The organism is Pseudomonas sp. StFLB209 (assembly GCF_000829415.1).
Lineage (GTDB): Bacteria > Pseudomonadota > Gammaproteobacteria > Pseudomonadales > Pseudomonadaceae > Aquipseudomonas.
Genome location: NZ_AP014637.1, coordinates 385,329 through 407,386, shown reverse-complemented (window position 1 = coordinate 407,386; position 22,058 = coordinate 385,329). Strand labels below are relative to the sequence as shown.

The following is a 22,058-nucleotide window of genomic DNA, read 5'->3' as shown; positions in this document are numbered from 1 at the left end:
CATGTCCGCTCGTCTGGTGTATGTGATGGACCCGCTTTGTTCATGGTGCTGGGGCTTCGCTCCGGTCGCCGAGGCTCTGGTGCGCCAGGCACAGGACAGCGGTGTGCAACTGCACCTGGTGATGGGCGGACTGCGCGCCAACGATGCGCCGCTGGACCCTTCCACCCGGCGCTACATCCTTGATCACTGGCAGTCGGTGCAGCAGACCACCGGCCAGCCGTTTCTGTTCGACGCGGCTTTGCCTGAAGGTTTTGTCTATGACACCACCCCGGTGTGCCGGGCGGTGGTCACCGCACGACAGCTCGACCCGCAGGCGGCCTGGCGATTGGTGGGCCTGATTCAGGCAGCGTTTTATGCCGCAGGCCGCGACGTGACTCAAGGTTCACTGTTGGCCGAGCTGGCCGAGCAGGCGGGGCTGGATCGCCTGCAGTTTGCCGAGCTGTTCGACAGCGCCGAACTCAAAAGCGCCACGGCGGCGGATTTTGCCTGGGTTCAGGGGCTGGGGATTGCCGGCTTTCCGACTTTGCTGGCCGAACGTAACGGCCAACTGGCGTTGCTGACCAACGGCTACCAGCCCGTGGACGCCCTGGCGCCATTGCTGGCCCGCTGGCTGGAGCGCGCTGCCAGTGCCTGATACACCCGGCGACACGGCGGCAACTTCCACCACGACCGATCGGCTGAGCTGGGCGGATATTCGCGCGCTGGTGTTGCGCCACAAAAAGGCGTTATGGACGGCCAATGGCGTGGCGATCATGGCCACCCTGTGCAGTGTGCCGATTCCCTTGCTGTTGCCGCTGCTGGTCGATGAAGTGCTATTGGGCCATGGCGATACGGCGTTGCGCTTCATGGACCGGCTGCTGCCTGAAAGCCTGCACCAGGCGGTGGGCTATATCGGCCTGATGCTGCTGGCGACCCTGCTGCTGCGTCTGGGGGCGCTGCTGTTCAACGTGTTGCAGGCGCGGTTGTTTGCCCGCTTGTCCAAAGACATTGTCTATCGCATTCGCTTGCGTTTGATCGAGCGCCTCAAGCGTATCGCCCTGCGTGAATACGAGAGTCTCGGCGGCGGGACGGTGACCACCCATCTGGTCACTGATCTGGACACGCTGGACAAGTTCGTCGGCGATACCCTCAGCCGCTTTCTGGTAGCGATGCTGACCCTGACCGGCACGGCTGCCGTCCTGATGTGGATGCACTGGAAGCTGGCGCTGTTGATTTTGCTGTTCAACCCGTTGGTGATCTTCGCCACCGTACGGCTGGGCAAGCGGGTCAAACACCTTAAAAAACTGGAAAACGACAGCACCGCACGCTTCAGCGAAGCCTTGAGCGAGACCCTTGAGGCGATACAGGAGGTTCGTGCCGGCAATCACCAGGGCTTTTTCCTGGGCCGGCTTGGCCTGCGTGCCCGCGAGGTGCGTGACTACGCGGTCAATTCACAATGGAAAAGCGATGCCTCAGGGCGCGCCAGTGCGCTGTTGTTCCAGTTCGGTATCGATCTGTTTCGTGCGGCGGCGATGCTCACTGTGCTGTTCTCTGATCTGTCCATCGGTCAGATGCTGGCGGTGTTCAGCTACCTGTGGTTCATGATCGGCCCGGTGGAGCAGTTGCTTAACCTGCAATACGCCTGGTACGCCGCTGGCGGCGCGCTGAGCCGTATCAACGAACTGCTGGCGCGGGCCGATGAACCGCGTTATCCCGGCCACGCCGACCCGTTTGCCGGCCGGCAGACAGTGGGCATTGAAGTGTGTGGCCTGAGTTTCGGTTACGGCGCCGAGCGGGTCCTGGATCAGGTGAATCTGTCGATTGCGCCCGGTGAAAAGGTCGCCATCGTGGGCGCCAGCGGAGGCGGCAAGAGCACCCTGGTGCAGTTGTTACTGGGCTTGTACACAGCTGATGCCGGCAGCATCCGGTTTGGCGGTGCAACCCAGCAGGAGATCGGCCTTGAGCGGTTGCGTGAGCGCGTCGCAGTGGTGTTGCAGCATCCGGCACTGTTCAACGACAGTGTCCGCGCCAACCTGACCATGGGACGCGATCGCAGTGATGAGGCTTGCTGGCAGGCGTTGCAGATCGCGCAACTGGACGCCACCGTGCGCAGCATGCCGCAGGGGCTCGATACCGTGGTTGGACGTTCCGGGGTACGGCTTTCCGGCGGCCAGCGGCAACGCCTGGCGATTGCGCGGATGATCCTCTCTGAGCCGCAGGTGGTGATTCTTGATGAGGCCACCTCGGCGCTGGATGCTGCGACCGAGTACAGCCTGCACCAGGCTCTGGGCCGCTTTCTACAAAGCCGGACCACGCTGATCATTGCCCACCGCCTGTCCGCCGTGAAGCAGGCTGACCGGGTGCTGGTGTTCGATGGCGGGCGCATTGCCGAAGACGGCGACCATCAGCAACTGATCGCTGACGGCGGTTTGTATGCTCGGTTGTACGGGCATCTGCAGCAGGTTTGAGACGCGTTGCAGCATTTCTGGCAATTGTCGCCAATCGCCCTGCCGCGATCATGGATTTGGCCTAGGCTTGGCTGAGGATCATCAGTCAGGCAATCGGTGAAACGAACTTCATGAAGCCCGCACGGACTCTTGCCCGACCGCGTTTGCTGGGCATCGTATGGCCTTTTATTGTCGTGGTGCTGTTTCAGGCGCTGCTCGGCTGCTTCAGCCTGTACATGATGTCGGCCATGCGCAGCTATGTCGGTGGTGAAAGCCTCTGGTCCAAAGGCCAGAAGGACGCGGTCCGTTATCTGGACCTGTATGCCTTGAGCCATGACCCGCACGACTACCTCAGGTATCGCCAGGCGATTGCCATCCCTGAGGGCGGGCGCAAGCTGCGCGAGGCGCTCGATCTCCCTGAACCTGATCTCGCCGCGGCGCGTGCGGGTGTTCTACAAGGCGGCAATCATCCTGAAGATGTCGCACGCATCATCTGGCTGTATCGCCATTTCCGTGACATCGGGGCCATGCAGCAAGCGTTGCATTGGTGGTTGCAGGGCGATGCTTATCTGGCCGAGCTTGATGAGCTGGCGAGCAGCATGCGCCAGCACATCGCTCAAGGGCAGCCTGATGCGCAGACCGTGGCGCAATGGCGCGAGCGAATCGAGCAGCTCAATGCCCGTATCACCCCGGCGGCCATGGCCTTCAGTGAGGCGCTGGGGCAGGGGTCTCGATCGTTATTGCGGGTGCTGATCGTCATCAATCTGCTGACGGCCCTGATCCTGATTGCGCTGGCCTTGCTGCGCACCCACAACCTGTTGGTGCTGCGCCGGGCGATTGCCGATGACTTGCAACGCGAAAGAAAACGCGCCCAGGTTACGCTGGAGTCAATTGTTGACGGGGTCATTACCACGGATGTGCAAGGCAATATCCTGTACCTGAACCCGGCCGCCGAGCAACTGACCCACTGGCAGAGTGACCAGGCGGCCGGCACGCCGCTGGCAGCGCTGTTCAACCTGCTGGACGAGCATGCCCGGCGCGAGAGTGCCACGCTGATCGAGCATGTCCTCGGCGGTCAATTCAAGAGCGGCGCGTTGCATTGCAAACTGATCCAGCGCCTGGACGGCAGCACTGTTGCGGTTTCTCTGGTCGGTGCGCCGATTCTCACCGACGGCCAGATCAGCGGCGCGGTATTGGTGCTGCACGATCTGACCCAGGAGCGCCAATACATCGCCAATCTTTCCTGGCACGCCGCTCATGACCCTTTGACCGGGCTGGTCAACCGCAGCGAGTTCGAATATCGGCTTGAGCAACTGCTTGAACAGCCGGTGGCGCAAGAGCTCGAGCGAGTGCTGATGTTGCTCGATCTGGACCAGTTCAAGCTGATCAATGACAACTACGGACATGCGGCCGGTGATGCCCTGTTACGACACCTGTGCACGGTGCTGCCGCAAGGCTTGCGTGAGGGTGACACCCTGGCGCGGCTGGGCGGCGACGAGTTTGGCATTTTGCTGCACGATTGCCCGGCCGATTCAGTGCAGGGCGTCGCTGAAGGGCTGCGCAGCGTAGTGGAGAACCTGCATTTTGTCTGGAAAGGCCGCGCGCTGGTGACCACTGTGAGCATCGGTGTGGTACTGATCGGCGCGGCTCAGATCAGCCTGGAGGATGCCCTGCGCGCCGCCGACCTGGCGTGTTATATGGCCAAGGAAAAGGGCCGCAACCGTATCCAGCTGTATCACCCCAATGATTTGGAGTTGTCGCTGCGCTCTGGCGAGATGGCCTGGATTCAGCGCCTGCATCGTGCGCTGGAAGAAAACCGTTTCTGTCTGTACGCTCAGGAAATTGCCCCGCTCGGTGATGATGGCGACCCGGTACGGCACATCGAGATTCTCCTGCGTCTGCGTGACGAGTCCGGCAACATCGTGGTTCCGGATCGCTTTATCCCTGCTGCAGAGCGCTTTGGCCTGATGACCTCGCTGGATCGCTGGGTGGTGCGTAGCGTGTTCAAACTGATTGCCGAGTGCCGGAGCGACGAACAGCATGCCGAGCCCAGGGTGTTATGTGCTATCAATCTGTCCGGTGCCAGTATTGGCGACACGGCCTTTCTGGGCTACCTCAAGGAGCAGTTCAGCCAGTACGCCGTGGCGCCGCAGACCATCTGCTTTGAAATCACCGAAACCACGGCAATCGCCGATCTGGGCAGTGCGATCGTGTTCATCAACGAACTCAAGGCATTGGGATGCCAGTTCTCGCTTGACGATTTTTGTGCGGGCATGTCGTCGTTTGCCTACCTCAAGCATTTGCCGGTGGACTTTCTCAAGATTGATGGCAGTTTCGTCAAGGACATGCTCGACAACGCGGTTAATCGCTCGATGGTGGAGGTCATCAACCACATTGGCCATGTGATGGGTAAGCGGACCATTGCCGAATATGTCGAGACGCCTTTGATCGAAGCGGTTCTGCAGGAAATGGGCGTGGATTTTGCGCAGGGTTACCTGATCGGTCGCCCCGAATTATTGACTCGTGAAAGTCTTTATAAGGAGCCCGTGCGGCGTGGCGTGCAGCCAGCACGGGAAAGGATGGCTCCGGCATGGGGGGAGGAGGTTTCGCTCTGCCGGGGCAGGATCGAAACGTAGCACCCGTGAGGTGCGAATAAATGGAGTTATACAATGATCGACACTTTTGTCCGAACTGGCCCACTCATGGAACCGGGCAGTTACCCGGGTTGGGCACAGCAATTGATCAACGATTGCAGTGGCGCCAAGGCTCGCGTGGTCGGGCATGAGCTGTACCAGCGGATGCGTGACGCACGCCTGAGCCCTACGGTCATGCGCCATTACCTGATTGGCGGTTGGCCGGTGGTGGAGCAGTTTTCGGTGTACATGGCGCAGAACCTGATCAAGACCCGTTTTGGCCGTCATCCCGGTGAAGACATGGCGCGCCGCTGGCTAATGCGCAATATTCGCGTCGAACTTAATCACGCTGATTATTGGGTCAACTGGTGCGAGGCCCACGACGTCAGCCTCAGCGACCTCAAGGCGCAGCGCGTTGCGCCTGAGCTGCATGCGTTGAGCCACTGGTGCTCGCAGAGCTGCACCAGCGACAGCCTGGCAGTGGCCATGGCGGCGACCAACTATGCTATCGAGGGCGCTACCGGCGAATGGGCTGCCCTGGTGTGCTCCACCGGCACCTACGCCGAAGCCTTCCCGGATGAATCCCGCAAACGGGCCATGAAATGGCTGAAGATGCACGCCCAGTACGACGACGCCCATCCATGGGAAGCGCTGGAAATCATCTGCACCCTGATCGGCAACCATGCCAGCGAAGCGCAGCAATATGAATTGCGTCAGGCCATTACCCGCAGCTACGACTACATGTACCTGTTTCTGGAACGCTGTATGCAACTTGAACGCAGCAGTAAGCCGGTACGTGAACTGCTCGCCGAACCTGCGTAAAGATACGGGTCGGGTGGGGATGTGCGGGAGCGGATTTATCCGCGAAGAACATTCGAAACACGCAATGTATCGTGGCTAACGCCGCTCCTGTGGCGGGCTCAGCCCGCCATCATCATCCGGTTGCGGCCTTCACGCTTGGCCGCATACAGCGCACTGTCAGCCCGGCGCAGCAAGCTGTCGACCGATTCGGCCGGCAATAATGTCGCGCAGCCCAGGCTGATACTTGGCCGCAGGCCATCCAGACCAACGACCTCCAGCGCCTCCACCGTCTGGCGCAAACGTTCGCCAATCATCGCCGCGGCCTCGCGATCAGTGTTTGCCAGAATGATCACGAACTCCTCGCCGCCGTAGCGAAACACCCGGTCGACATTGCGCACTTGCTGCTTGAGCGTCTGCGCCACACTTTTGAGTACCTGGTCACCATTGACGTGCCCATGGGTGTCATTGATCTGCTTGAAATGGTCGATATCCAGCATCAGCAACGACAGCGGCTGGCGATAACGCCGCGAGTCATCCACCTCCCGGGTCAGAACCTGATCCATCGCAACACGATTGCCTGTATCGGTCAGCGGATCACGCAACGCGCTTTTGATCGCCATCCGGTACAGCAAGGCATTGCGCAAAGGGTAGAGAAGGCAGCTGACCAGCGCTTGCAGGTCATCGCCCAGCGCAGCACCCAACGGATGGCGGTGATGCAGTTCCAGTTGCCCGAGCGGCTCGCCAGCATGGCTGAGATCGTAACGGGTGGCAGGTGGGGTGCAGTCGCCGAACGACAGTTGCAGGTCACTGGCGGCATGGCTGTAAGTGAGGCCATCGAGCAGCCCGGCCTGGGTCAGCCCCTTGCAGAACATCTCCAGGATGCGGTCGGCCTCCAGGCTGGTCTGCAGTTGCTGAGCCAGTTGATAACCCAGTTGACGCATGTCCACAGGGTGTTCCTGAACTGACAGGCGAGGGCGCGCGGATGGGCGCGGCACGCTGCTGGTATCAATGACTACTGGGTCGATCCGGGGTGGAGAACTCATCTATTCACTCCTCAGCACATTCCTTGAGGCTGGTTTGGTTAGAGCGAAATGCATGCCAATCGGTTCATTCATCCTGAATGCTAGAAAAAACAACGTCTTACAGATGAGATGGCGCCCAAGATAGCGGCAGCGGCTTGACGCAGGGGCATGTTTTAACAGATTTCGGCGTCACTATGCGTCGTTTTGCCGCCGCATGTGACGCCTTGCACATCATTTTTGGGCGTTGAACGCCTGGCCGTTGATGCCAGCGCTGTCCGGCCCCATCAGGTACAGGTACACCGGCATGATCTGTTCGGGAGTGGGGTTGTCGAGGGGATTCTCGGCAGGATAGGCCTGGGCGCGCATGTCAGTGCGGGTCGCGCCGGGGTTGACGCTGTTGGCACGGACCGCCGCCACACCGTCCAGTTCATCGGCCAGGGTCTGCATCAGCCCTTCGGTGGCAAACTTCGACACGCCGTAGGCGCCCCAGTAAGCACGGCCCTTGCGTCCGACGCTGCTGGAGGTGAAGACCACCGAGGCGTCACTCGATTGCTTGAGCAACGGCAGCAGCGCCTGGGTAAGCATGAACATGGCGTTGACGTTGATGTGCATCACGCGCATGAAGTTTTCACCCGACAGCTGTTCCAGCGGCGTGCGCGGGCCAATGATCGAGGCATTGTGCAACAGGCCGTCAAGCTGGCCGAATTCGGCTTCGAGCATCGCTGCCAGTTCGTCGTACTGATGTGGCAGGGCGGTCTCCAGATTGAACGGGATCACCGCCGGGCGCGGATGGCCGGCTGCTTCGATCTGGTCGTAGACCTGGCTGAGGTTGGCTTCGGTCTTGCCCAGCAACAGCACCGTCGCACCGTGGGCGGCGTAGCTGCGTGCTGCGGCAGCACCGATACCGCGGCCGGCACCGGTGACCAGAATGACCCGGCCTTTGAGTAGCTCGGGGCGGGCGCAATAGTCGAACATTGTCAGTCTTCCTTGGAGTCGGGCAGTGCTCAGCAGCTGCACAGAGCGTTATCGAGGACCTGGCGCAACTGCAGCGGATGATCCACTACCACATCGGCGCCCCAATGGTTCGGGTTGTCGTTGGGGTGAATGTAGCCATAGCGCACGGCGGCCGTGCGGGTGCCGGCATCGCGGCCCGACTCGATGTCGCGCAGGTCGTCGCCGACGAACAGCACGCTGGCAGGATCCAGGTCCAGGCGGCTGCAGGCCAGGATCAGTGGCTCGGGATGCGGTTTGCTGTGGGTCACATGATCCGGGCAGATCAACAGTGCCGAGCGCTGCGCCAGGCCCAGTTGCTCCATGATCGGTGCGGCGAAGCGCACCGGCTTGTTGGTCACCACGCCCCAGATCAGCCCGGCTTTTTCGATGTCGGCAAGCAACTCGGCCATGCCGTCGAACAGGCGGCTGTGCACTGCGCAGTTGTGTTGGTAACGTTCGAGAAACTCCAGGCGCAGGGCTTCGAATTCCGGAGCGCTGGGCGACAGGCCGAAGGTTGCCGAGACCATGGCCTTGGCGCCGCCGGAGATTTCGTCGCGGATCAGCTTGTCGTCCACTGGCGCAAAACCGCGCTCGGCCAGCATCGCCTGGCAAATGGCGATGAAGTCCGGGGCGGTGTCCAGTAACGTGCCATCCATATCGAACAGGACCGCTCTCAAGCGCATGCTCAGGCCTCCTTCACGGTCTGGATCATGTAGTTGACGTCAACGTCGGCGGCCAGCTTGTAATGCTTGGTCAGCGGGTTGTAGGTCAGGCCGATGATGTCCTTGACCTGCAGTCCGGCAGCGCGGCTCCAGGCGCCCAGTTCCGAAGGGCGGATGAATTTCTTGAAATCGTGGGTGCCACGCGGAAGCATGTTGAGGATGTACTCGGCCCCGACAATGGCGAACAGGTAGGCCTTGGGGTTGCGGTTGATGGTGGAGAAGAACACCTGGCCACCCGGTTTGACCATACGGCAGCAGGCCGTGATCACCGAGGACGGGTCAGGCACGTGTTCGAGCATCTCCAGGCAGGTGACCACATCGAACTGTTCAGGCATTTCCAGCGCCAGGTCTTCGGCAGTGATCTGCCGGTATTGGACTTGCACCCCGGATTCGAGCTGGTGCAACTGGGCCACCGCCAGCGGCGCTTCGCCCATGTCGATACCGGTCACGGTGGCACCGCGCAAGGCCATGGCCTCGCTGAGGATGCCGCCGCCGCAGCCGACGTCGAGGACGTTCTTGCCGGCCAGGCTGACCCGCTCGTCGATCCAGTTGACCCGTAGCGGGTTGATGTCGTGCAGAGGTTTGAACTCACTTTCGCGGTCCCACCAGCGATGGGCCAGGGCCTCGAATTTGGCGATTTCAGCGCGATCGACGTTGCTCATCGGATGTCCCTCTTGAAAATGTGAATTCGGTGGAGTCCGGCAGCCGCCAACAGACGGATGGTCAGGGGGCGCTGGACAGTCATTGAGTGCGGTCGGCAATGCGCCGACCCCATGCCGTGGCGCTTGCGCACAGGGCTTGTTCATCCATGCGGGTCAGGCGGCGATCTTCCAGTAATGGCTTGCCGGCGACCCATACGTGGCGGACGCAATCGCGGCCGCTGGCGTAGATCAATTGTGATACCGGATCATAGACCGGTTGTACGGCCAGCCCTGACAGGTCGAACGCCACCAGGTCGGCAGCCTTGCCAAGCTCCAGCGAGCCGGTTTGCTGCTCGATACCCAGGGCACGGGCGCCGTTGAGCGTGGCCATGCGCAATGCGCGGTGCGCGTCCAGAGCGCTGGCCGAGCCGGCGACGGCCTTGGCCAGCAAGGCGGCGGTGCGGGTTTCACCCAGCAGGTCCAGATCGTTGTTGCTCGCCGCGCCATCGGTGCCCACTGCGACATTGACCCCGGCTTGCCAGAGTCGCTCTACCGGGCAGAAGCCGCTGGCCAGTTTAAGGTTCGATTCCGGGCAGTGAATGACACTGGTATTGCTTTCTACCAGCAAGGCCAGGTCTTCGTTGCTGATCTGGGTCATGTGCACGGCCTGGAAGCGCGGCCCCAGCAGGCCAAGGCGCTGCAGGCGGGCCAGTGGACGCTCCTGGCGCTGCTCGACCGATTGTTGCACTTCGAAGGCGGTCTCGTGCACATGCATATGGATCATGGCGTCGAGTTCATCGGCGATGACCCGCACCCGTTCCAGGTTCTCGTCATTGACCGTGTAGGGCGCGTGGGGGCCGAAGGCGACGTTGATGCGCGGATGGTGGAGCAGGTCATTGAACAGTTCGATGCCGACATGCAGCGCTTCGTCGATGTTGCGTGCGCCGGGCACCGGAAAATCCAGCACCGGCACGCAGATCTGGGCGCGCATGCCGCTGTCGTGCACCCGCTCGGCAGCCACTTTGGGGTAGAAGTACATGTCCGAAAAACAAGTAACGCCGCCCTTGAGCTGCTCTGCAATGGCCAGGTCGGTGCCGTCGCGCACGAATGCTTCATCGACCCAGCGGCTTTCGGCCGGCCAGATGTGTTCCTGCAGCCATGTCATCAGCGGCAGATCATCAGCCATGCCGCGAAACAGGGTCATCGCCGCGTGGCCGTGGGCGTTGATCAGGCCGGGAGCCAGCAGCATGCCCGGCAGCTCGCGGGTTTCTGTTGGTGACAGGCGCAGGGCATCGGTCCTTGGGCCGATCCAGACGATGCAGCCGTCGCGGATGCCGATGCCATGTTCCCTCAGCACCACCCCGGCAGGTTCGACCGGCACCAGCCAGTCCGGCAGGAGCAGAAGGTCAACGGGTGTACTGGCTGTGGGCATGACAGACTTCCGGGGTTGGTTCAGATTGTGTACAACGACAGCGTGAGTCGGTGGTCAGGCAAGGTGGTGGGTCACTTGCAGCACGGGCTTTGAGCCTGGTAATGGCGAAGTATACCCGAGCGTCTGGTTGGCCGGCTCGCTATAATCGGTCGCTTTTTTATTCAGGTTCTGGATTGTTGACGATGGAGTGGGCGATGCGCGATCAGTTGTTGGCTGCGGAAAAAGTAAAGGCCATCGATTGGCGGGAAGACGCCCTGTACTTGCTTGATCAGCGGGTATTGCCGCGCGAAGAGGCCTGGCTGGCCTGTCATGATGTCCAGGCGGTGGCGGCCGCGATCAGCGCCATGGTGGTGCGCGGCGCGCAGGCGATCGGGGTCAGTGCTGCCTATGGGGTGCTGCTCGCGGCGCGGGCGCGGATGGCGGCCGGTGGCGACTGGCAGTTGGCGCTGGACGCCGACTTCGCCTTGCTGGACGCCGCGCGGCCCACGGCGGTCAACCTGTCCTGGGCGCTGAACCGCATGCGAGAGCGCCTGCAACGTCTGAAGTCCGATGACGACCCGTTGCGAGTGCTGGCGGCCGAAGCGGCGGCTATTCATCTCTCTGATCGCGATGCCAACCTGACCATGGCACAACTGGGGGCCGAACTGATCCGCAAGCAGCAGGGCAACCTGCAGGCGGTGCTGACCCACGGCAATGCCGGCGCGCTGGCCACCGGCGGGTTCGGTACGGCGCTGGGGGTGATTCGCGCCGCGCACCTGGAAGGCATGATCGAGCAGGTCTATGTCGATGAAACCCGGCCCTGGTTACAAGGCTCGCGGCTGACCGCCTGGGAGCTGGCCAGCGAAGGCATCCCGGTCAGTGTGATTGCCGACTCGGCGGCGGCGCATCTGATGCGCACCAAGGGGATTACCTGGGTGGTGGTCGGTGCTGACCGGATCACCGCCAACGGTGATGTGGCAGCCAAGATCGGCACCTATCAACTGGCGGTGGCCGCGATGCATCACGGCGTGCGGTTCATGGTCGTGGCACCGAGTTCGTCGATCGACATGGACACCACCAGTGGTGACGGCATCGTCCTCGAAGAGCGCGATGGCCTTGAGTTGCTGGATGTGGGCGGCCAGCCGCTGGCTGCCAGAGTCGGCGCGTTCAATCCGGTGTTCGATGTCACCCCGGCGGATCTGATTGACGCCATTGTCACTGAAAAGGGCGTGGTCGAACGGCCCGATACCGCCCGGCTGGCGCAGTTGATGAGTCGCAAGCACCTGCATTGATTGCCGTTCGTCGCCTGCCAGGCAGGATTGTCGGTGGTTCTCTGGCGGCCTGAGAGCGTCTCTCGGCGTCGCCGCGCTCAAGTGGCTCACATCCATTGCTTGCAAGGGATGTGAGCGTGACGGCGATTGTGCTAACATCCGGCGGTTTTCGGGGGCGCTATTCGCAGTCCCTCCAACTGCGCAGATCCATGGCGTAACCCGTTGATTTGTCGTAAGTCGTCGCCTGGTGTCAACCGGGGGCGGCGAGCCTTGATCGTTCCGCAGGGGGCGTTGGGGTTTCACCAGAAAAAGGAATCAGGCTTCTCATGGGTGAACTGGCCAAAGAAATTCTTCCGGTCAATATCGAAGACGAGCTGAAACAGTCCTACCTGGATTACGCCATGAGCGTGATTGTCGGGCGGGCACTGCCGGATGCTCGCGATGGCCTGAAGCCCGTGCACCGGCGTGTGCTGTACGCCATGAGTGAACTGGGCAACGACTGGAACAAACCGTACAAGAAATCCGCCCGTGTGGTCGGTGACGTGATCGGTAAGTACCACCCCCACGGTGACACTGCGGTCTACGACACCATCGTGCGGATGGCCCAGCCTTTCTCGCTGCGCTACCTGCTGGTCGATGGCCAGGGCAACTTCGGTTCGGTCGACGGCGACAACGCGGCGGCGATGCGATACACCGAAGTGCGGATGACCAAGCTCGCCCACGAGCTGATGGCCGATCTGCACAAAGAGACTGTCGACTGGGTGCCCAACTACGACGGCACCGAGCTGATCCCGGCGGTCATGCCGACCAAGATCCCCAACCTGCTGGTCAACGGTTCCAGCGGTATTGCCGTGGGCATGGCGACCAACATTCCGCCGCACAACCTCGGTGAAGTCATCGACGGTTGCCTGGCGCTGATCGACAACCCCGAGCTGTCGGTCGACGAACTGATGCAGTACATCCCCGGCCCGGATTTCCCGACCGCCGGTGTAATCAACGGGCGTGCCGGCATTCTTGAGGCTTATCGCACTGGTCGCGGGCGCATCTACATGCGGGCCCGCTCGATCGTCGAAGACATCGATAAAGTCGGTGGCCGCCAGCAGATCGTCATCACCGAGCTGCCGTACCAGCTCAACAAGGCCCGGTTGATCGAAAAGATCGCCGAGCTGGTCAAGGAAAAACGCCTCGAAGGCATCACCGAGCTGCGTGACGAGTCCGACAAGGACGGCATGCGGGTGGTCATCGAGCTGCGTCGTGGCGAAGTGCCTGAGGTGGTGCTCAACAACCTCTACGCCCAGACCCAACTGCAAAGCGTCTTCGGCATCAACATTGTCGCGCTGATCGACGGTCGTCCACGGATCCTCAACCTCAAGGACCTGCTGGAAGCTTTCGTTCGTCACCGTCGCGAAGTGGTTACCCGCCGCACCGTGTTCGAACTGCGCAAGGCGCGTGAGCGTGGCCACATCCTTGAAGGCCAGGCGGTTGCGCTGTCGAACATCGACCCGGTCATTGCCCTGATCAAGGCTTCGCCGTCGCCGGCCGAGGCCAAGGAAGGGCTGATCAGCACGCCTTGGGAATCCAGTGCGGTGGTGGAAATGGTCGAGCGCGCCGGCGCCGATGCCTGCCGTCCGGAAAACCTCGATCCGCAATATGGCCTGCGTGATGGCAAGTATTTCCTGTCGCCGGAACAGGCCCAGGCGATCCTCGATCTGCGTCTGCACCGTCTGACCGGTCTGGAGCACGAGAAGCTGCTGGGCGAGTATCAGGAGATCCTCAACCAGATCGGCGAGCTGATCCGCATCCTCAACAGCGCCACGCGCCTGATGGAAGTGATTCGCGAAGAGCTGGAACTGATCCGTGCCGAATACGGCGATGCGCGCCGCACCGAGATCATCGAGTCGACTGGCGACCTGACCCTGGGCGACCTGATTACCGAAGAAGACCGTGTGGTGACCATTTCCCACGGTGGCTACGCCAAGACCCAGCCGTTGACCGCTTACCAGGCCCAGCGCCGTGGCGGTAAGGGCAAGTCGGCTACCGGGATCAAGGATGAGGACTACATCGCGCACCTGCTGGTCGCCAACAGCCACACCACGCTGATGATGTTCTCCAGCAAAGGCAAGGTGTACTGGCTCAAGACCTACGAGATTCCTGAAGCGTCGCGTGCCGCCCGCGGTCGTCCGCTGGTTAACCTGCTGCCGCTGGATGAGGGTGAGTACATCACCACCATGCTGCCGGTCGAGGAGTACACCGTCGGCCACTTCATTTTCATGGCCACCGCCAACGGGACCGTGAAGAAGACGCCGCTGGAGCAGTTCGCCCGTCAACGCAGTGTTGGCCTGATCGCCCTGGAACTCGATGAAGGCGATGTGCTGATCAGCGCCTCGATCACCGATGGCAGTCGCGAAGTGATGCTGTTCTCTGACGGTGGCAAGGTCACCCGCTTCAACGAGAACGAAGTGCGTGCCATGGGGCGTACCGCTCGTGGTGTGCGCGGTATGCGTCTGGCTGAAGGGCAGAAGCTGATTTCCATGCTGATCCCGGAAGAGGGCAGCCAGATTCTCACCGCTTCCGAGCGTGGTTATGGCAAGCGTACGGCTATCAGCGAGTTCCCCGAGTACAAGCGTGGCGGCCAGGGCGTGATTGCCATGGTCAGCAACGAGCGTAACGGCCGTCTGGTCGGGGCGATCCAGGTGCTCGACGGTGAAGAGATCATGCTGATCTCCGACCAGGGCACTCTGGTTCGTACCCGGGTCGACGAAGTGTCCAGCCTGGGCCGTAATACCCAGGGTGTGACCCTGATCAAGCTGGCCAGCGATGAAACTCTGGTTGGCCTGGAGCGGGTTCAGGAGCCTTCCGAGATCGAAGATGAAGAGCTTGATGAAGACGCGGCTGCCAGCGAGACGGATGATGAGCAACCAGCGGACGCTGCGGGTGACGAAGAGTCCGCAGACTGAAGCAATGCAGTAAATAGCTCGGGGGCAGGTTCGTTCGTGAAAACGCGTGCCTGCCCCTGCGCCTTTGCGGTGCAGTAAGGTGTGATGCCTGTGCACCGGTCCCGGATTGAGGTGCCTGCCGGCCATCCAGCGCTGTGCTGGCAGGCTGCCTGTAGCGTGAACAGACCCGAAGTATTTGACGAGAGTGGATATGAGCAAGCGAGCCTTTAACTTCTGCGCAGGTCCTGCTGCGCTCCCTGAAGCTGTTCTGCTGCGCGCCCAGGCCGAGCTGCTGGACTGGCAAGGCAAGGGCCTGTCGGTCATGGAAATGAGCCATCGCAGCGACGAGTTCGTGTCCATCGCCGAAAAGGCCGAGCAGGATCTTCGCTATCTGCTTCATATTCCCGCCAATTACAAAGTGCTGTTCCTGCAAGGTGGCGCCAGCCAGCAGTTCGCCCAGATTGCCCTGAACCTGCTGCCGGAAAACGGTGAAGCCGACTACGTCGACACCGGTATCTGGTCGCACAAGGCCATGGAAGAAGCGGCCCGCTACGGCAAGATCAACCTGGCTGCCACCGCCAAGCCTTACGATTACTTCGCCATTCCTGCTCAGCAAGAGTGGACGCTGTCGAAAAACGCGGCGTACGTCCACTACGCGCCGAACGAAACCATTGGCGGCCTGGAATTCAACTGGATTCCAGAAACCGGCGACGTGCCGCTGGTTGCCGACATGTCGTCGGATATTCTCTCGCGTCCGGTAGATATCTCGCGGTTCGGCATGATCTACGCCGGCGCGCAGAAAAACATCGGCCCAAGCGGCATTGTTGTTGTGATCATTCGCGAAGACCTGCTCGGTCGTGCCCGCGCCCTGTGCCCGACCATGCTCGACTACAAGGTCGCGGCTGACAATGGCTCGATGTACAACACGCCGCCGACCCTGGCCTGGTATCTGTCCGGGCTGGTGTTCGAATGGCTCAAGGAGCAGGGTGGCGTCGAGGCCGTGGCCAAGGTCAATGACCTCAAGCAGCGCACCCTGTATGACTACATCGATGCCAGCGCGCTGTACAACAACCCGATCAACAAGGCTGACCGCTCGTGGATGAACGTGCCGTTCCGCCTGGCTGACGACCGCCTGGACAAACCGTTCCTGGTCGGTGCCCAGGCCAATGGTCTGCTCAACCTCAAGGGGCATCGCTCGGTAGGTGGCATGCGTGCCTCGATCTACAACGCCGTGGGCCTGGATGCCGTCAATGCGCTGGTCGCCTACATGAAAGACTTCGAGAAGGAGCACGGTTGATGTCCGATCAGGAACTCAAGGCGCTTCGCGTGCGCATCGACGCACTCGACGAGAAGATCCAGGAACTGATCAGCGAGCGGGCACGCTGCGCCCAGGACGTGGCGCGGGTGAAGATGGCGACCCTGGCCGAAGGCGAGGCGCCGGTGTTCTATCGGCCCGAGCGTGAAGCTCAGGTGCTCAAGCGGGTCATGGAGCGTAACCGTGGCCCGTTGAGCAACGAAGAAATGGCGCGTCTGTTCCGTGAGGTCATGTCTTCGTGCCTGGCGCTGGAGCAGCCGCTCAATGTTGCCTATCTCGGTCCTGAGGGCACCTTCACCCAGGCAGCGGCCATGAAGCACTTCGGCCATGCAGTGGTCAGCCGGCCGATGGCCGCGATCGACGAAGTGTTCCGCGAAGTGGTTGCCGGTGCGGTGAACTTTGGTGTGGTGCCGGTCGAAAACTCCACCGAGGGTGCGGTCAACCACACGCTCGATAGTTTTCTTGAGCATGACATGGTGATCTGTGGCGAGGTCGAGCTGCGCATCCACCATCACCTGCTGGTGGGCGAAAGCACCAAGACCCAGAGCATCACCCGCATCTACTCCCATGCCCAGTCCCTGGCCCAGTGCCGCAAATGGCTGGATGCGCACTACCCGAATGTCGAGCGCGTGGCGGTGGCAAGCAATGCCGATGCCGCCAAGCGGGTGAAAAGCGAGTGGAATTCGGCAGCGATTGCTGGCGATATGGCGGCTAGCCTGTATGGCCTGACCCGTTTGGCAGAAAAGATCGAAGATCGTCCAGACAACTCCACGCGTTTTCTGATCATCGGCAATCAGGAAGTGCCGCCGACCGGTGATGATAAAACCTCGATCATCGTGTCGATGAGCAACAAGCCGGGCGCCCTGCATGAGCTGTTGGTGCCGTTCCATGAAAACGGCCTGGACCTGACCCGCATCGAGACCCGTCCTTCGCGCAGCGGCAAGTGGACCTATGTGTTCTTCATCGATTTCGTCGGGCATCATCAGGACCCGCTGGTCAAGGCCGTGCTGGAGCAGATCCGCCAGGAAGCCGTAGCGCTCAAAGTGCTGGGTTCCTACCCCAAAGCGGTGCTCTGAAATCATGAGTGTGCAATCCAACGGGCCGCTGATCGGCCGCCTGGTGGTGGTCGGGCTCGGTCTGATCGGTGGCTCCTTTGCCAAGGGTATTCGCCAGAGCGGTTTGTGCCACGAGGTGGTGGGGGTTGACCTCAATGCCCAGTCGCGCCGCCTGGCGGTCGAGTTGGGCGTGGTGGACCGTTGCGAAGAGGATCTGGCCAAGGCCTGTGAGGGCGCCGACGTGATCCAGTTGGCGGTGCCGATACTGGGCATGGAGAAGGTCCTGGCGCGTTTGGCGCCGCTGGACCTTGGCAACGCCATCCTCACCGATGTCGGCAGCGCCAAGGGCAATGTGGTGCGTGCCGCGCAAGAAGCATTCGGTGCAATGCCGGCGCGATTCGTGCCTGGGCATCCGATTGCCGGTTCTGAGCAGAGCGGCGTCGAAGCCTCGAATGCCGACCTGTTCCGTCGCCACAAGGTAATCCTCACGCCGCTGCCGCAGACCGATCCGGACGCGGTCAGCGTGGTGCATCAGTTGTGGGCTGCACTGGGCGCGGATGTCGAGCACATGCGCGTCGAGCGTCATGATGAAGTGCTGGCCGCGACCAGTCACTTGCCGCATCTGCTGGCATTCAACCTGGTTGACTCGCTGGCCAAGCGTAACGAAAACCTGGAAATCTTCCGCTACGCGGCGGGAGGGTTTCGCGACTTTACCCGTATCGCCGGCAGTGATCCGGTGATGTGGCATGACATCTTCCTGGCCAACCGCGAAGCGGTGCTGCGGACCCTGGACACCTATCGCAGCGATCTGGATGCGCTGCGCGAGGCGGTCGAGGCAGGCGATGGTCACCAGTTGCTCGGTGTGTTCACCCGGGCGCGCATGGCGCGTGAGCATTTCGGCAAGATTCTTGCCCGGCGTGCCTATGTCGAACCTGAGGTGGCTGCTGATCTGGCGTTTGTGGCGAGCCCCGGCGGGCGGCTGGCTGGTCGGGTGCGAGTGCCGGGCGACAAGTCGATTTCCACCCGGGCGATCATTCTCGGCTCGCTGGCTGAAGGCGTTACCGAGGTCGAGGGTTTGCTTGAGGGTGAAGATGCCCTGGCGACCCTGCAGGCGTTCCGTGACATGGGCGTGGTTATCGAAGGCCCGCATCAGGGCCGGGTGGCGATCCACGGCGTTGGCCTGCACGGTCTGAAGTCGGCGCCGGGGGCGATCTACCTGGGTAACTCCGGGACCTCGATGCGCCTGCTGGCCGGTTTGCTGGCTGCGCAGAGCTTCGACAGCACCCTGACCGGCAATGCCACGTTATCGCGGCGTTCCATGAACCGCGTCGCCGAGCCATTGCGGGCCATGGGGGCGGTCGTCGAGAGTGGCGCTGAGGGTCGTCCGCCGCTGACCATTCGCGGTGGCCGACAACTGGTCGGGCAGGTCTTTGAGGCGCCGACTGCCAGTGCGCAGGTCAAGTCCTGCTTGTTACTGGCAGGGCTGTATGCCCAAGGGCGTACTACGATTATTGAGCCGACACCGACTCGCGATCATACCGAGCGGCTGCTGGAAGGGTTTGGTTACCCGATCCAGCGCAGCGCGGGGCGCTTGAGTATCGAGCCGGGGCATCGGCTGAACGGCACGCGCATCGAGGTGCCAGCGGATATGTCTTGCGCAGCGTTCTTTTTGGTCGCCGCCTCGATTGCCGAGGGTTCCGAGTTGCTGCTTGAGCACGTCGGCCTCAACCCGGCCCGCACGGGTGTGATCGATATCCTGCGTCTGATGGGGGCCGATATCGAGCTGGAGAACCCGCGTCAGGCTGGCGGTGAGCCGGTCGCCGATCTGCGGGTGCGCTCGGCGCCGCTGACCGGTATCGAGATTCCCGAGGCGTTGATACCGCTGGCCGTCGACGAATTTGCGGTGGTGTTCATCGCGGCAGCCTGCGCGCGTGGTCGCACGGTGTTGCGTGGTGCCCAGGAGTTGCGCGCCCGTGACAGTGACCGGATCCAGATCATGGCAGACGGTTTGCAGGTATTGGGTATCAAGGTCGAGCCAACCGCCGATGGCATCATTATCGACGGTGGTACTTTTACGGGCGGTGAGCTGGATGCCCGTGGCGATCATCGCGTTGCGATGGCGTTCAGCGTTGCCGCTTTGCGGGCCTCGGCGCCCATACGGATCCGCGACTGTGCCAATGTCGTGACATCCTTTCCCAATTTCCTGGCACTGTGCGCCCAGGTTGGCATGTCCGTCGCGCAAGAGGAACAATCGTGAAAATCAAAGCACCTGTCATCACCATTGACGGACCCAGTGGTTCGGGCAAAGGCACTATTGCCGGTTTGCTGGCGACCCAGTTGGGCTGGTGTCTGCTCGATTCTGGTGCGCTGTACCGTTTGCTGGCCTTCGCGGCCAGTAACCACGGGGTCGACCTGACCAATGAAGAGGCGCTCAAATTGCTGGCAGCGCACCTCGATGTGCAATTCGAGGTCGGTGACAACGGTCAGCAGCAGCGCATCATTCTTGAAGGGGAAGACGTGACCCATGCGATCCGCAACGAGCAGGTCGGCAGTGGCGCGTCTCAAGTGGCTTCGCTGCCGGCAGTGCGGGACGCTTTGTTGCAGCGTCAGCGGGCTTTTCAGGAGCAACCGGGTCTGGTCGCTGACGGTCGGGACATGGGGACCGTGGTGTTTCCCGATGCGCCATTGAAGATTTTCCTGACCGCCAGTGCCGAAGAACGCGCGCGTCGTCGTTACCTGCAGTTGAAGGCCAAGGGTGATGATGTTAGTCTGTCGAGTCTGCTAGATGAGATACGTGTTCGCGACGAGCGTGACACCCAGCGAGCGGTAGCCCCGCTCAAGCCGGCGCACGACGCCATTCAGCTGGACTCCACCGAGTTATCAATCGACCAGGTGTTGCAACGCATCCTCAGTGAAGTCGCCCTGCGCGATATCACGGGATGATCAAGGAGCCATGCGGGAGACCAGACTACATCCTGCAGGCTTCCTTTTACATGAACGAAACCCACGTGGTCTGGAACGTGGCAGATGGGCGTATTCTTCGCCCTTGATCACACAGGAATTAAAATGAGCGAAAGCTTTGCAGAACTTTTTGAAGAAAGCCTGAAAACCCTGAATCTTCAGCCAGGCGCAATCATTACCGGTATCGTTGTCGACATCGACGGCGACTGGGTAACCGTACACGCTGGCCTGAAGTCCGAGGGCGTCATCCCGCTCGAGCAGTTCTACAACGACGCTGGCGAGCTGACCATCAAGGTCGGTGACGAAGTGCACGTTGCGCTGGACGCGGTCGAAGACGGCTTTGGCGAAACCAAGCTGTCCCGCGAAAAAGCCAAGCGCGCTGAGTGCTGGATTGTTCTGGAAGCAGCTTTCGCCGCTGAAGAAGTGGTCAAGGGCGTCATCAACGGCAAGGTCAAGGGCGGTTTCACCGTCGACGTCAACGGCATCCGTGCGTTCCTGCCGGGCTCGCTGGTCGACGTTCGTCCGGTTCGCGACACTACCCACCTCGAAGGCAAAGAGCTCGAGTTCAAGGTCATCAAGCTGGACCAGAAGCGCAACAACGTTGTCGTTTCCCGTCGCAGTGTCCTGGAAGCCGAGAACAGTGCAGAGCGCGAAGCGCTGCTGGAATCCCTGCAGGAAGGCCAGCAAGTCAAGGGTATCGTCAAGAACCTCACCGACTACGGCGCATTCGTGGATCTGGGCGGCGTCGATGGCCTGCTGCACATCACCGACATGGCCTGGAAGCGTATCAAGCACCCATCGGAAATCGTCAATGTTGGCGATGAGATCGATGTCAAGGTTCTGAAGTACGATCGCGAGCGCAACCGCGTTTCGCTGGGTCTGAAGCAACTGGGCGAAGACCCATGGGTTGCTATCAAGGCTCGTTACCCAGAGAGCACCCGCGTTACTGCACGCGTTACCAACCTGACCGACTACGGCTGCTTCGCAGAGCTGGAAGAAGGCGTGGAAGGTCTGGTGCACGTTTCCGAAATGGACTGGACCAACAAAAACATCCACCCGTCGAAAGTCGTTCAGGTTGGCGACGAAGTGGAAGTCATGGTTCTGGACATCGACGAAGAGCGTCGTCGTATCTCCCTGGGCATCAAACAGTGCAAGTCCAACCCATGGGAAGACTTCTCTGGCCAGTTCAACAAGGGCGACCGTATCTCCGGCACCATCAAGTCGATCACCGATTTCGGTATCTTCATTGGTCTGGACGGCGGCATCGACGGTCTGGTTCACCTGTCCGACATCTCCTGGAACGAAGCCGGTGAAGAAGCCGTTCGTCGTTTCAAGAAGGGCGACGAGCTGGACACCGTTATCCTGTCGGTTGACCCGGAGCGTGAGCGCATCTCCCTGGGTATCAAGCAACTGGAAAGCGATCCGTTCTCCGAGTACGTCACTGTCAATGACAAGGGCGCGATCGTTCGCGGTACCGTGAAAGAAGTTGACGCCAAAGGCGCCATCATCGTTCTGGCCGACGACATCGAAGCGACTCTGAAAGCTTCCGAAATCAGCCGTGACCGCGTTGAAGACGCGCGTAACGTTCTGAAAGAAGGCGAAGAGATCGAAGCCAAGATCATCAGCGTTGACCGCAAGAGCCGCGTAATCAACCTGTCGATCAAGTCGAAAGACGTCGAAGACGAGAAAGAAGCCATTCAGAGCCTGCGCAACAAGCCAGAAGCTACTGAAAGCACTGGTCCTACCACTATCGGTGACCTGCTGCGTGCTCAAATGGAAAAGCAGAACTGAGTTCTGTGATCCATTGAAAAAGGGCGACTTCGGTCGCCCTTTTTTGTGCGCGCAAGAAATATTTCGTCACTCATCCCGGG

Annotated in this window: 16 protein-coding genes; 11 read left to right on the top strand and 5 right to left on the bottom strand. The window is 61.2% G+C overall.

Going from position 1 to position 22,058, the window contains the following annotated elements:
• Position 1: 1 nt before the first annotated feature.
• From PSCI_RS01820 to PSCI_RS01805, 4 genes are all read left to right on the top strand, one after another.
• Entirely contained in the window at positions 2-634 is a 633-nt protein-coding gene (locus PSCI_RS01820; RefSeq protein WP_045482040.1) for a DsbA family protein, read from the top strand.
• Positions 627-2,447: an ABC transporter ATP-binding protein gene (locus PSCI_RS01815; protein WP_045482038.1), complete on the top strand. Its 1,821-nt coding sequence runs from the start codon at positions 627-629 to the stop codon at positions 2,445-2,447. Before PSCI_RS01820 ends, PSCI_RS01815 begins: the two co-directional genes overlap by 8 nt.
• Before the next feature lie 110 nt (positions 2,448-2,557).
• Positions 2,558-5,062: an EAL domain-containing protein gene (locus PSCI_RS01810; RefSeq protein ID WP_045482036.1), complete on the top strand. Its 2,505-nt coding sequence runs from the start codon at positions 2,558-2,560 to the stop codon at positions 5,060-5,062.
• A gap of 33 nt (positions 5,063-5,095) precedes the next feature.
• The gene (locus PSCI_RS01805; protein ID WP_045482034.1) at positions 5,096-5,881 is read left to right on the top strand and encodes a TenA family transcriptional regulator; all 786 of its coding nucleotides are present in this window, start codon (positions 5,096-5,098) and stop codon (positions 5,879-5,881) included.
• Between the two features lie 98 nt (positions 5,882-5,979).
• Here PSCI_RS01805 and PSCI_RS01800 read toward each other — a convergent pair whose 3' ends face one another.
• The 5 genes from PSCI_RS01800 to PSCI_RS01780 all read right to left on the bottom strand — a co-directional run bounded on the left by PSCI_RS01800 (position 5,980) and on the right by PSCI_RS01780 (position 10,670).
• Positions 5,980-6,903 (bottom strand): GGDEF domain-containing protein, encoded by a 924-nt coding sequence (locus PSCI_RS01800; protein WP_045482031.1) that lies wholly within the window; start codon positions 6,901-6,903, stop codon positions 5,980-5,982.
• A 210-nt stretch (positions 6,904-7,113) separates the two neighbouring features.
• Positions 7,114-7,857 (bottom strand): YciK family oxidoreductase, encoded by a 744-nt coding sequence (locus tag PSCI_RS01795; protein ID WP_045482029.1) that lies wholly within the window; start codon positions 7,855-7,857, stop codon positions 7,114-7,116.
• A 29-nt stretch (positions 7,858-7,886) separates the two neighbouring features.
• Positions 7,887-8,558, bottom strand: a complete 672-nt coding sequence (mupP, locus tag PSCI_RS01790) for an N-acetylmuramic acid 6-phosphate phosphatase MupP (protein WP_045482027.1) — start codon at positions 8,556-8,558, stop codon at positions 7,887-7,889.
• Between the two features lie 2 nt (positions 8,559-8,560).
• Positions 8,561-9,259, bottom strand: a complete 699-nt coding sequence (gene ubiG, locus PSCI_RS01785) for a bifunctional 2-polyprenyl-6-hydroxyphenol methylase/3-demethylubiquinol 3-O-methyltransferase UbiG (RefSeq protein WP_045482024.1) — start codon at positions 9,257-9,259, stop codon at positions 8,561-8,563.
• Between the two features lie 79 nt (positions 9,260-9,338).
• Positions 9,339-10,670 carry a TRZ/ATZ family hydrolase gene (locus PSCI_RS01780; RefSeq protein WP_045482022.1) on the bottom strand — a complete coding sequence of 444 codons (1,332 nt, stop codon included), beginning with the start codon at positions 10,668-10,670 and terminating at the stop codon, positions 9,339-9,341.
• 194 nt (positions 10,671-10,864) lie between these two features.
• On the opposite strand from PSCI_RS01780, the gene mtnA reads away from it, so the two are divergent.
• From mtnA to rpsA, 7 genes are all read left to right on the top strand, one after another.
• Positions 10,865-11,941, top strand: a complete 1,077-nt coding sequence (gene mtnA / locus PSCI_RS01775) for an S-methyl-5-thioribose-1-phosphate isomerase (RefSeq protein WP_045482019.1) — start codon at positions 10,865-10,867, stop codon at positions 11,939-11,941.
• A gap of 305 nt (positions 11,942-12,246) precedes the next feature.
• Complete coding sequence (gene gyrA, locus PSCI_RS01770; RefSeq protein WP_045482016.1) at positions 12,247-14,877, top strand: DNA gyrase subunit A; 2,631 nt, start codon at positions 12,247-12,249, stop codon at positions 14,875-14,877.
• A gap of 190 nt (positions 14,878-15,067) precedes the next feature.
• A complete protein-coding gene (gene serC / locus PSCI_RS01765; protein ID WP_045482013.1) occupies positions 15,068-16,153 on the top strand; it encodes a 3-phosphoserine/phosphohydroxythreonine transaminase in 1,086 nt (361 codons plus the stop codon).
• On the top strand, positions 16,153-17,247 hold the full coding sequence (gene pheA / locus PSCI_RS01760) for a prephenate dehydratase (RefSeq protein ID WP_045482010.1): 1,095 nt from the start codon (positions 16,153-16,155) through the stop codon (positions 17,245-17,247). Before serC ends, pheA begins: the two co-directional genes overlap by 1 nt.
• Before the next feature lie 28 nt (positions 17,248-17,275).
• Entirely contained in the window at positions 17,276-19,483 is a 2,208-nt protein-coding gene (locus tag PSCI_RS01755; RefSeq protein ID WP_045493687.1) for a bifunctional prephenate dehydrogenase/3-phosphoshikimate 1-carboxyvinyltransferase, read from the top strand.
• On the top strand, positions 19,480-20,169 hold the full coding sequence (cmk, locus tag PSCI_RS01750; RefSeq protein WP_045482007.1) for a (d)CMP kinase: 690 nt from the start codon (positions 19,480-19,482) through the stop codon (positions 20,167-20,169). Before PSCI_RS01755 ends, cmk begins: the two co-directional genes overlap by 4 nt.
• Positions 20,170-20,292: 123 nt before the next feature.
• A complete protein-coding gene (rpsA, locus tag PSCI_RS01745) occupies positions 20,293-21,978 on the top strand; it encodes a 30S ribosomal protein S1 (protein WP_045482004.1) in 1,686 nt (561 codons plus the stop codon).
• Positions 21,979-22,058 lie beyond the last annotated feature (80 nt).

What these genes read in the sequence shown, in the direction of transcription:
- PSCI_RS01820 (WP_045482040.1), top strand. Translation starts at nt 2, where the DNA reads ATGTCCGCTCGTCTGGTGTATGTGATGGACCCGCTTTGTTCATGGTGC.
- PSCI_RS01810 (WP_045482036.1), top strand. Translation starts at nt 2,558, where the DNA reads ATGAAGCCCGCACGGACTCTTGCCCGACCGCGTTTGCTGGGCATCGTA.
- PSCI_RS01805 (WP_045482034.1), top strand. Translation starts at nt 5,096, where the DNA reads ATGATCGACACTTTTGTCCGAACTGGCCCACTCATGGAACCGGGCAGT.
- PSCI_RS01800 (WP_045482031.1), bottom strand. Translation starts at nt 6,903, where the DNA reads ATGAGTTCTCCACCCCGGATCGACCCAGTAGTCATTGATACCAGCAGC.
- PSCI_RS01795 (WP_045482029.1), bottom strand. Translation starts at nt 7,857, where the DNA reads ATGTTCGACTATTGCGCCCGCCCCGAGCTACTCAAAGGCCGGGTCATT.
- mupP (WP_045482027.1), bottom strand. Translation starts at nt 8,558, where the DNA reads ATGCGCTTGAGAGCGGTCCTGTTCGATATGGATGGCACGTTACTGGAC.
- ubiG (WP_045482024.1), bottom strand. Translation starts at nt 9,259, where the DNA reads ATGAGCAACGTCGATCGCGCTGAAATCGCCAAATTCGAGGCCCTGGCC.
- PSCI_RS01780 (WP_045482022.1), bottom strand. Translation starts at nt 10,670, where the DNA reads ATGCCCACAGCCAGTACACCCGTTGACCTTCTGCTCCTGCCGGACTGG.
- mtnA (WP_045482019.1), top strand. Translation starts at nt 10,865, where the DNA reads ATGCGCGATCAGTTGTTGGCTGCGGAAAAAGTAAAGGCCATCGATTGG.
- gyrA (WP_045482016.1), top strand. Translation starts at nt 12,247, where the DNA reads ATGGGTGAACTGGCCAAAGAAATTCTTCCGGTCAATATCGAAGACGAG.
- serC (WP_045482013.1), top strand. Translation starts at nt 15,068, where the DNA reads ATGAGCAAGCGAGCCTTTAACTTCTGCGCAGGTCCTGCTGCGCTCCCT.
- pheA (WP_045482010.1), top strand. Translation starts at nt 16,153, where the DNA reads ATGTCCGATCAGGAACTCAAGGCGCTTCGCGTGCGCATCGACGCACTC.
- rpsA (WP_045482004.1), top strand. Translation starts at nt 20,293, where the DNA reads ATGAGCGAAAGCTTTGCAGAACTTTTTGAAGAAAGCCTGAAAACCCTG.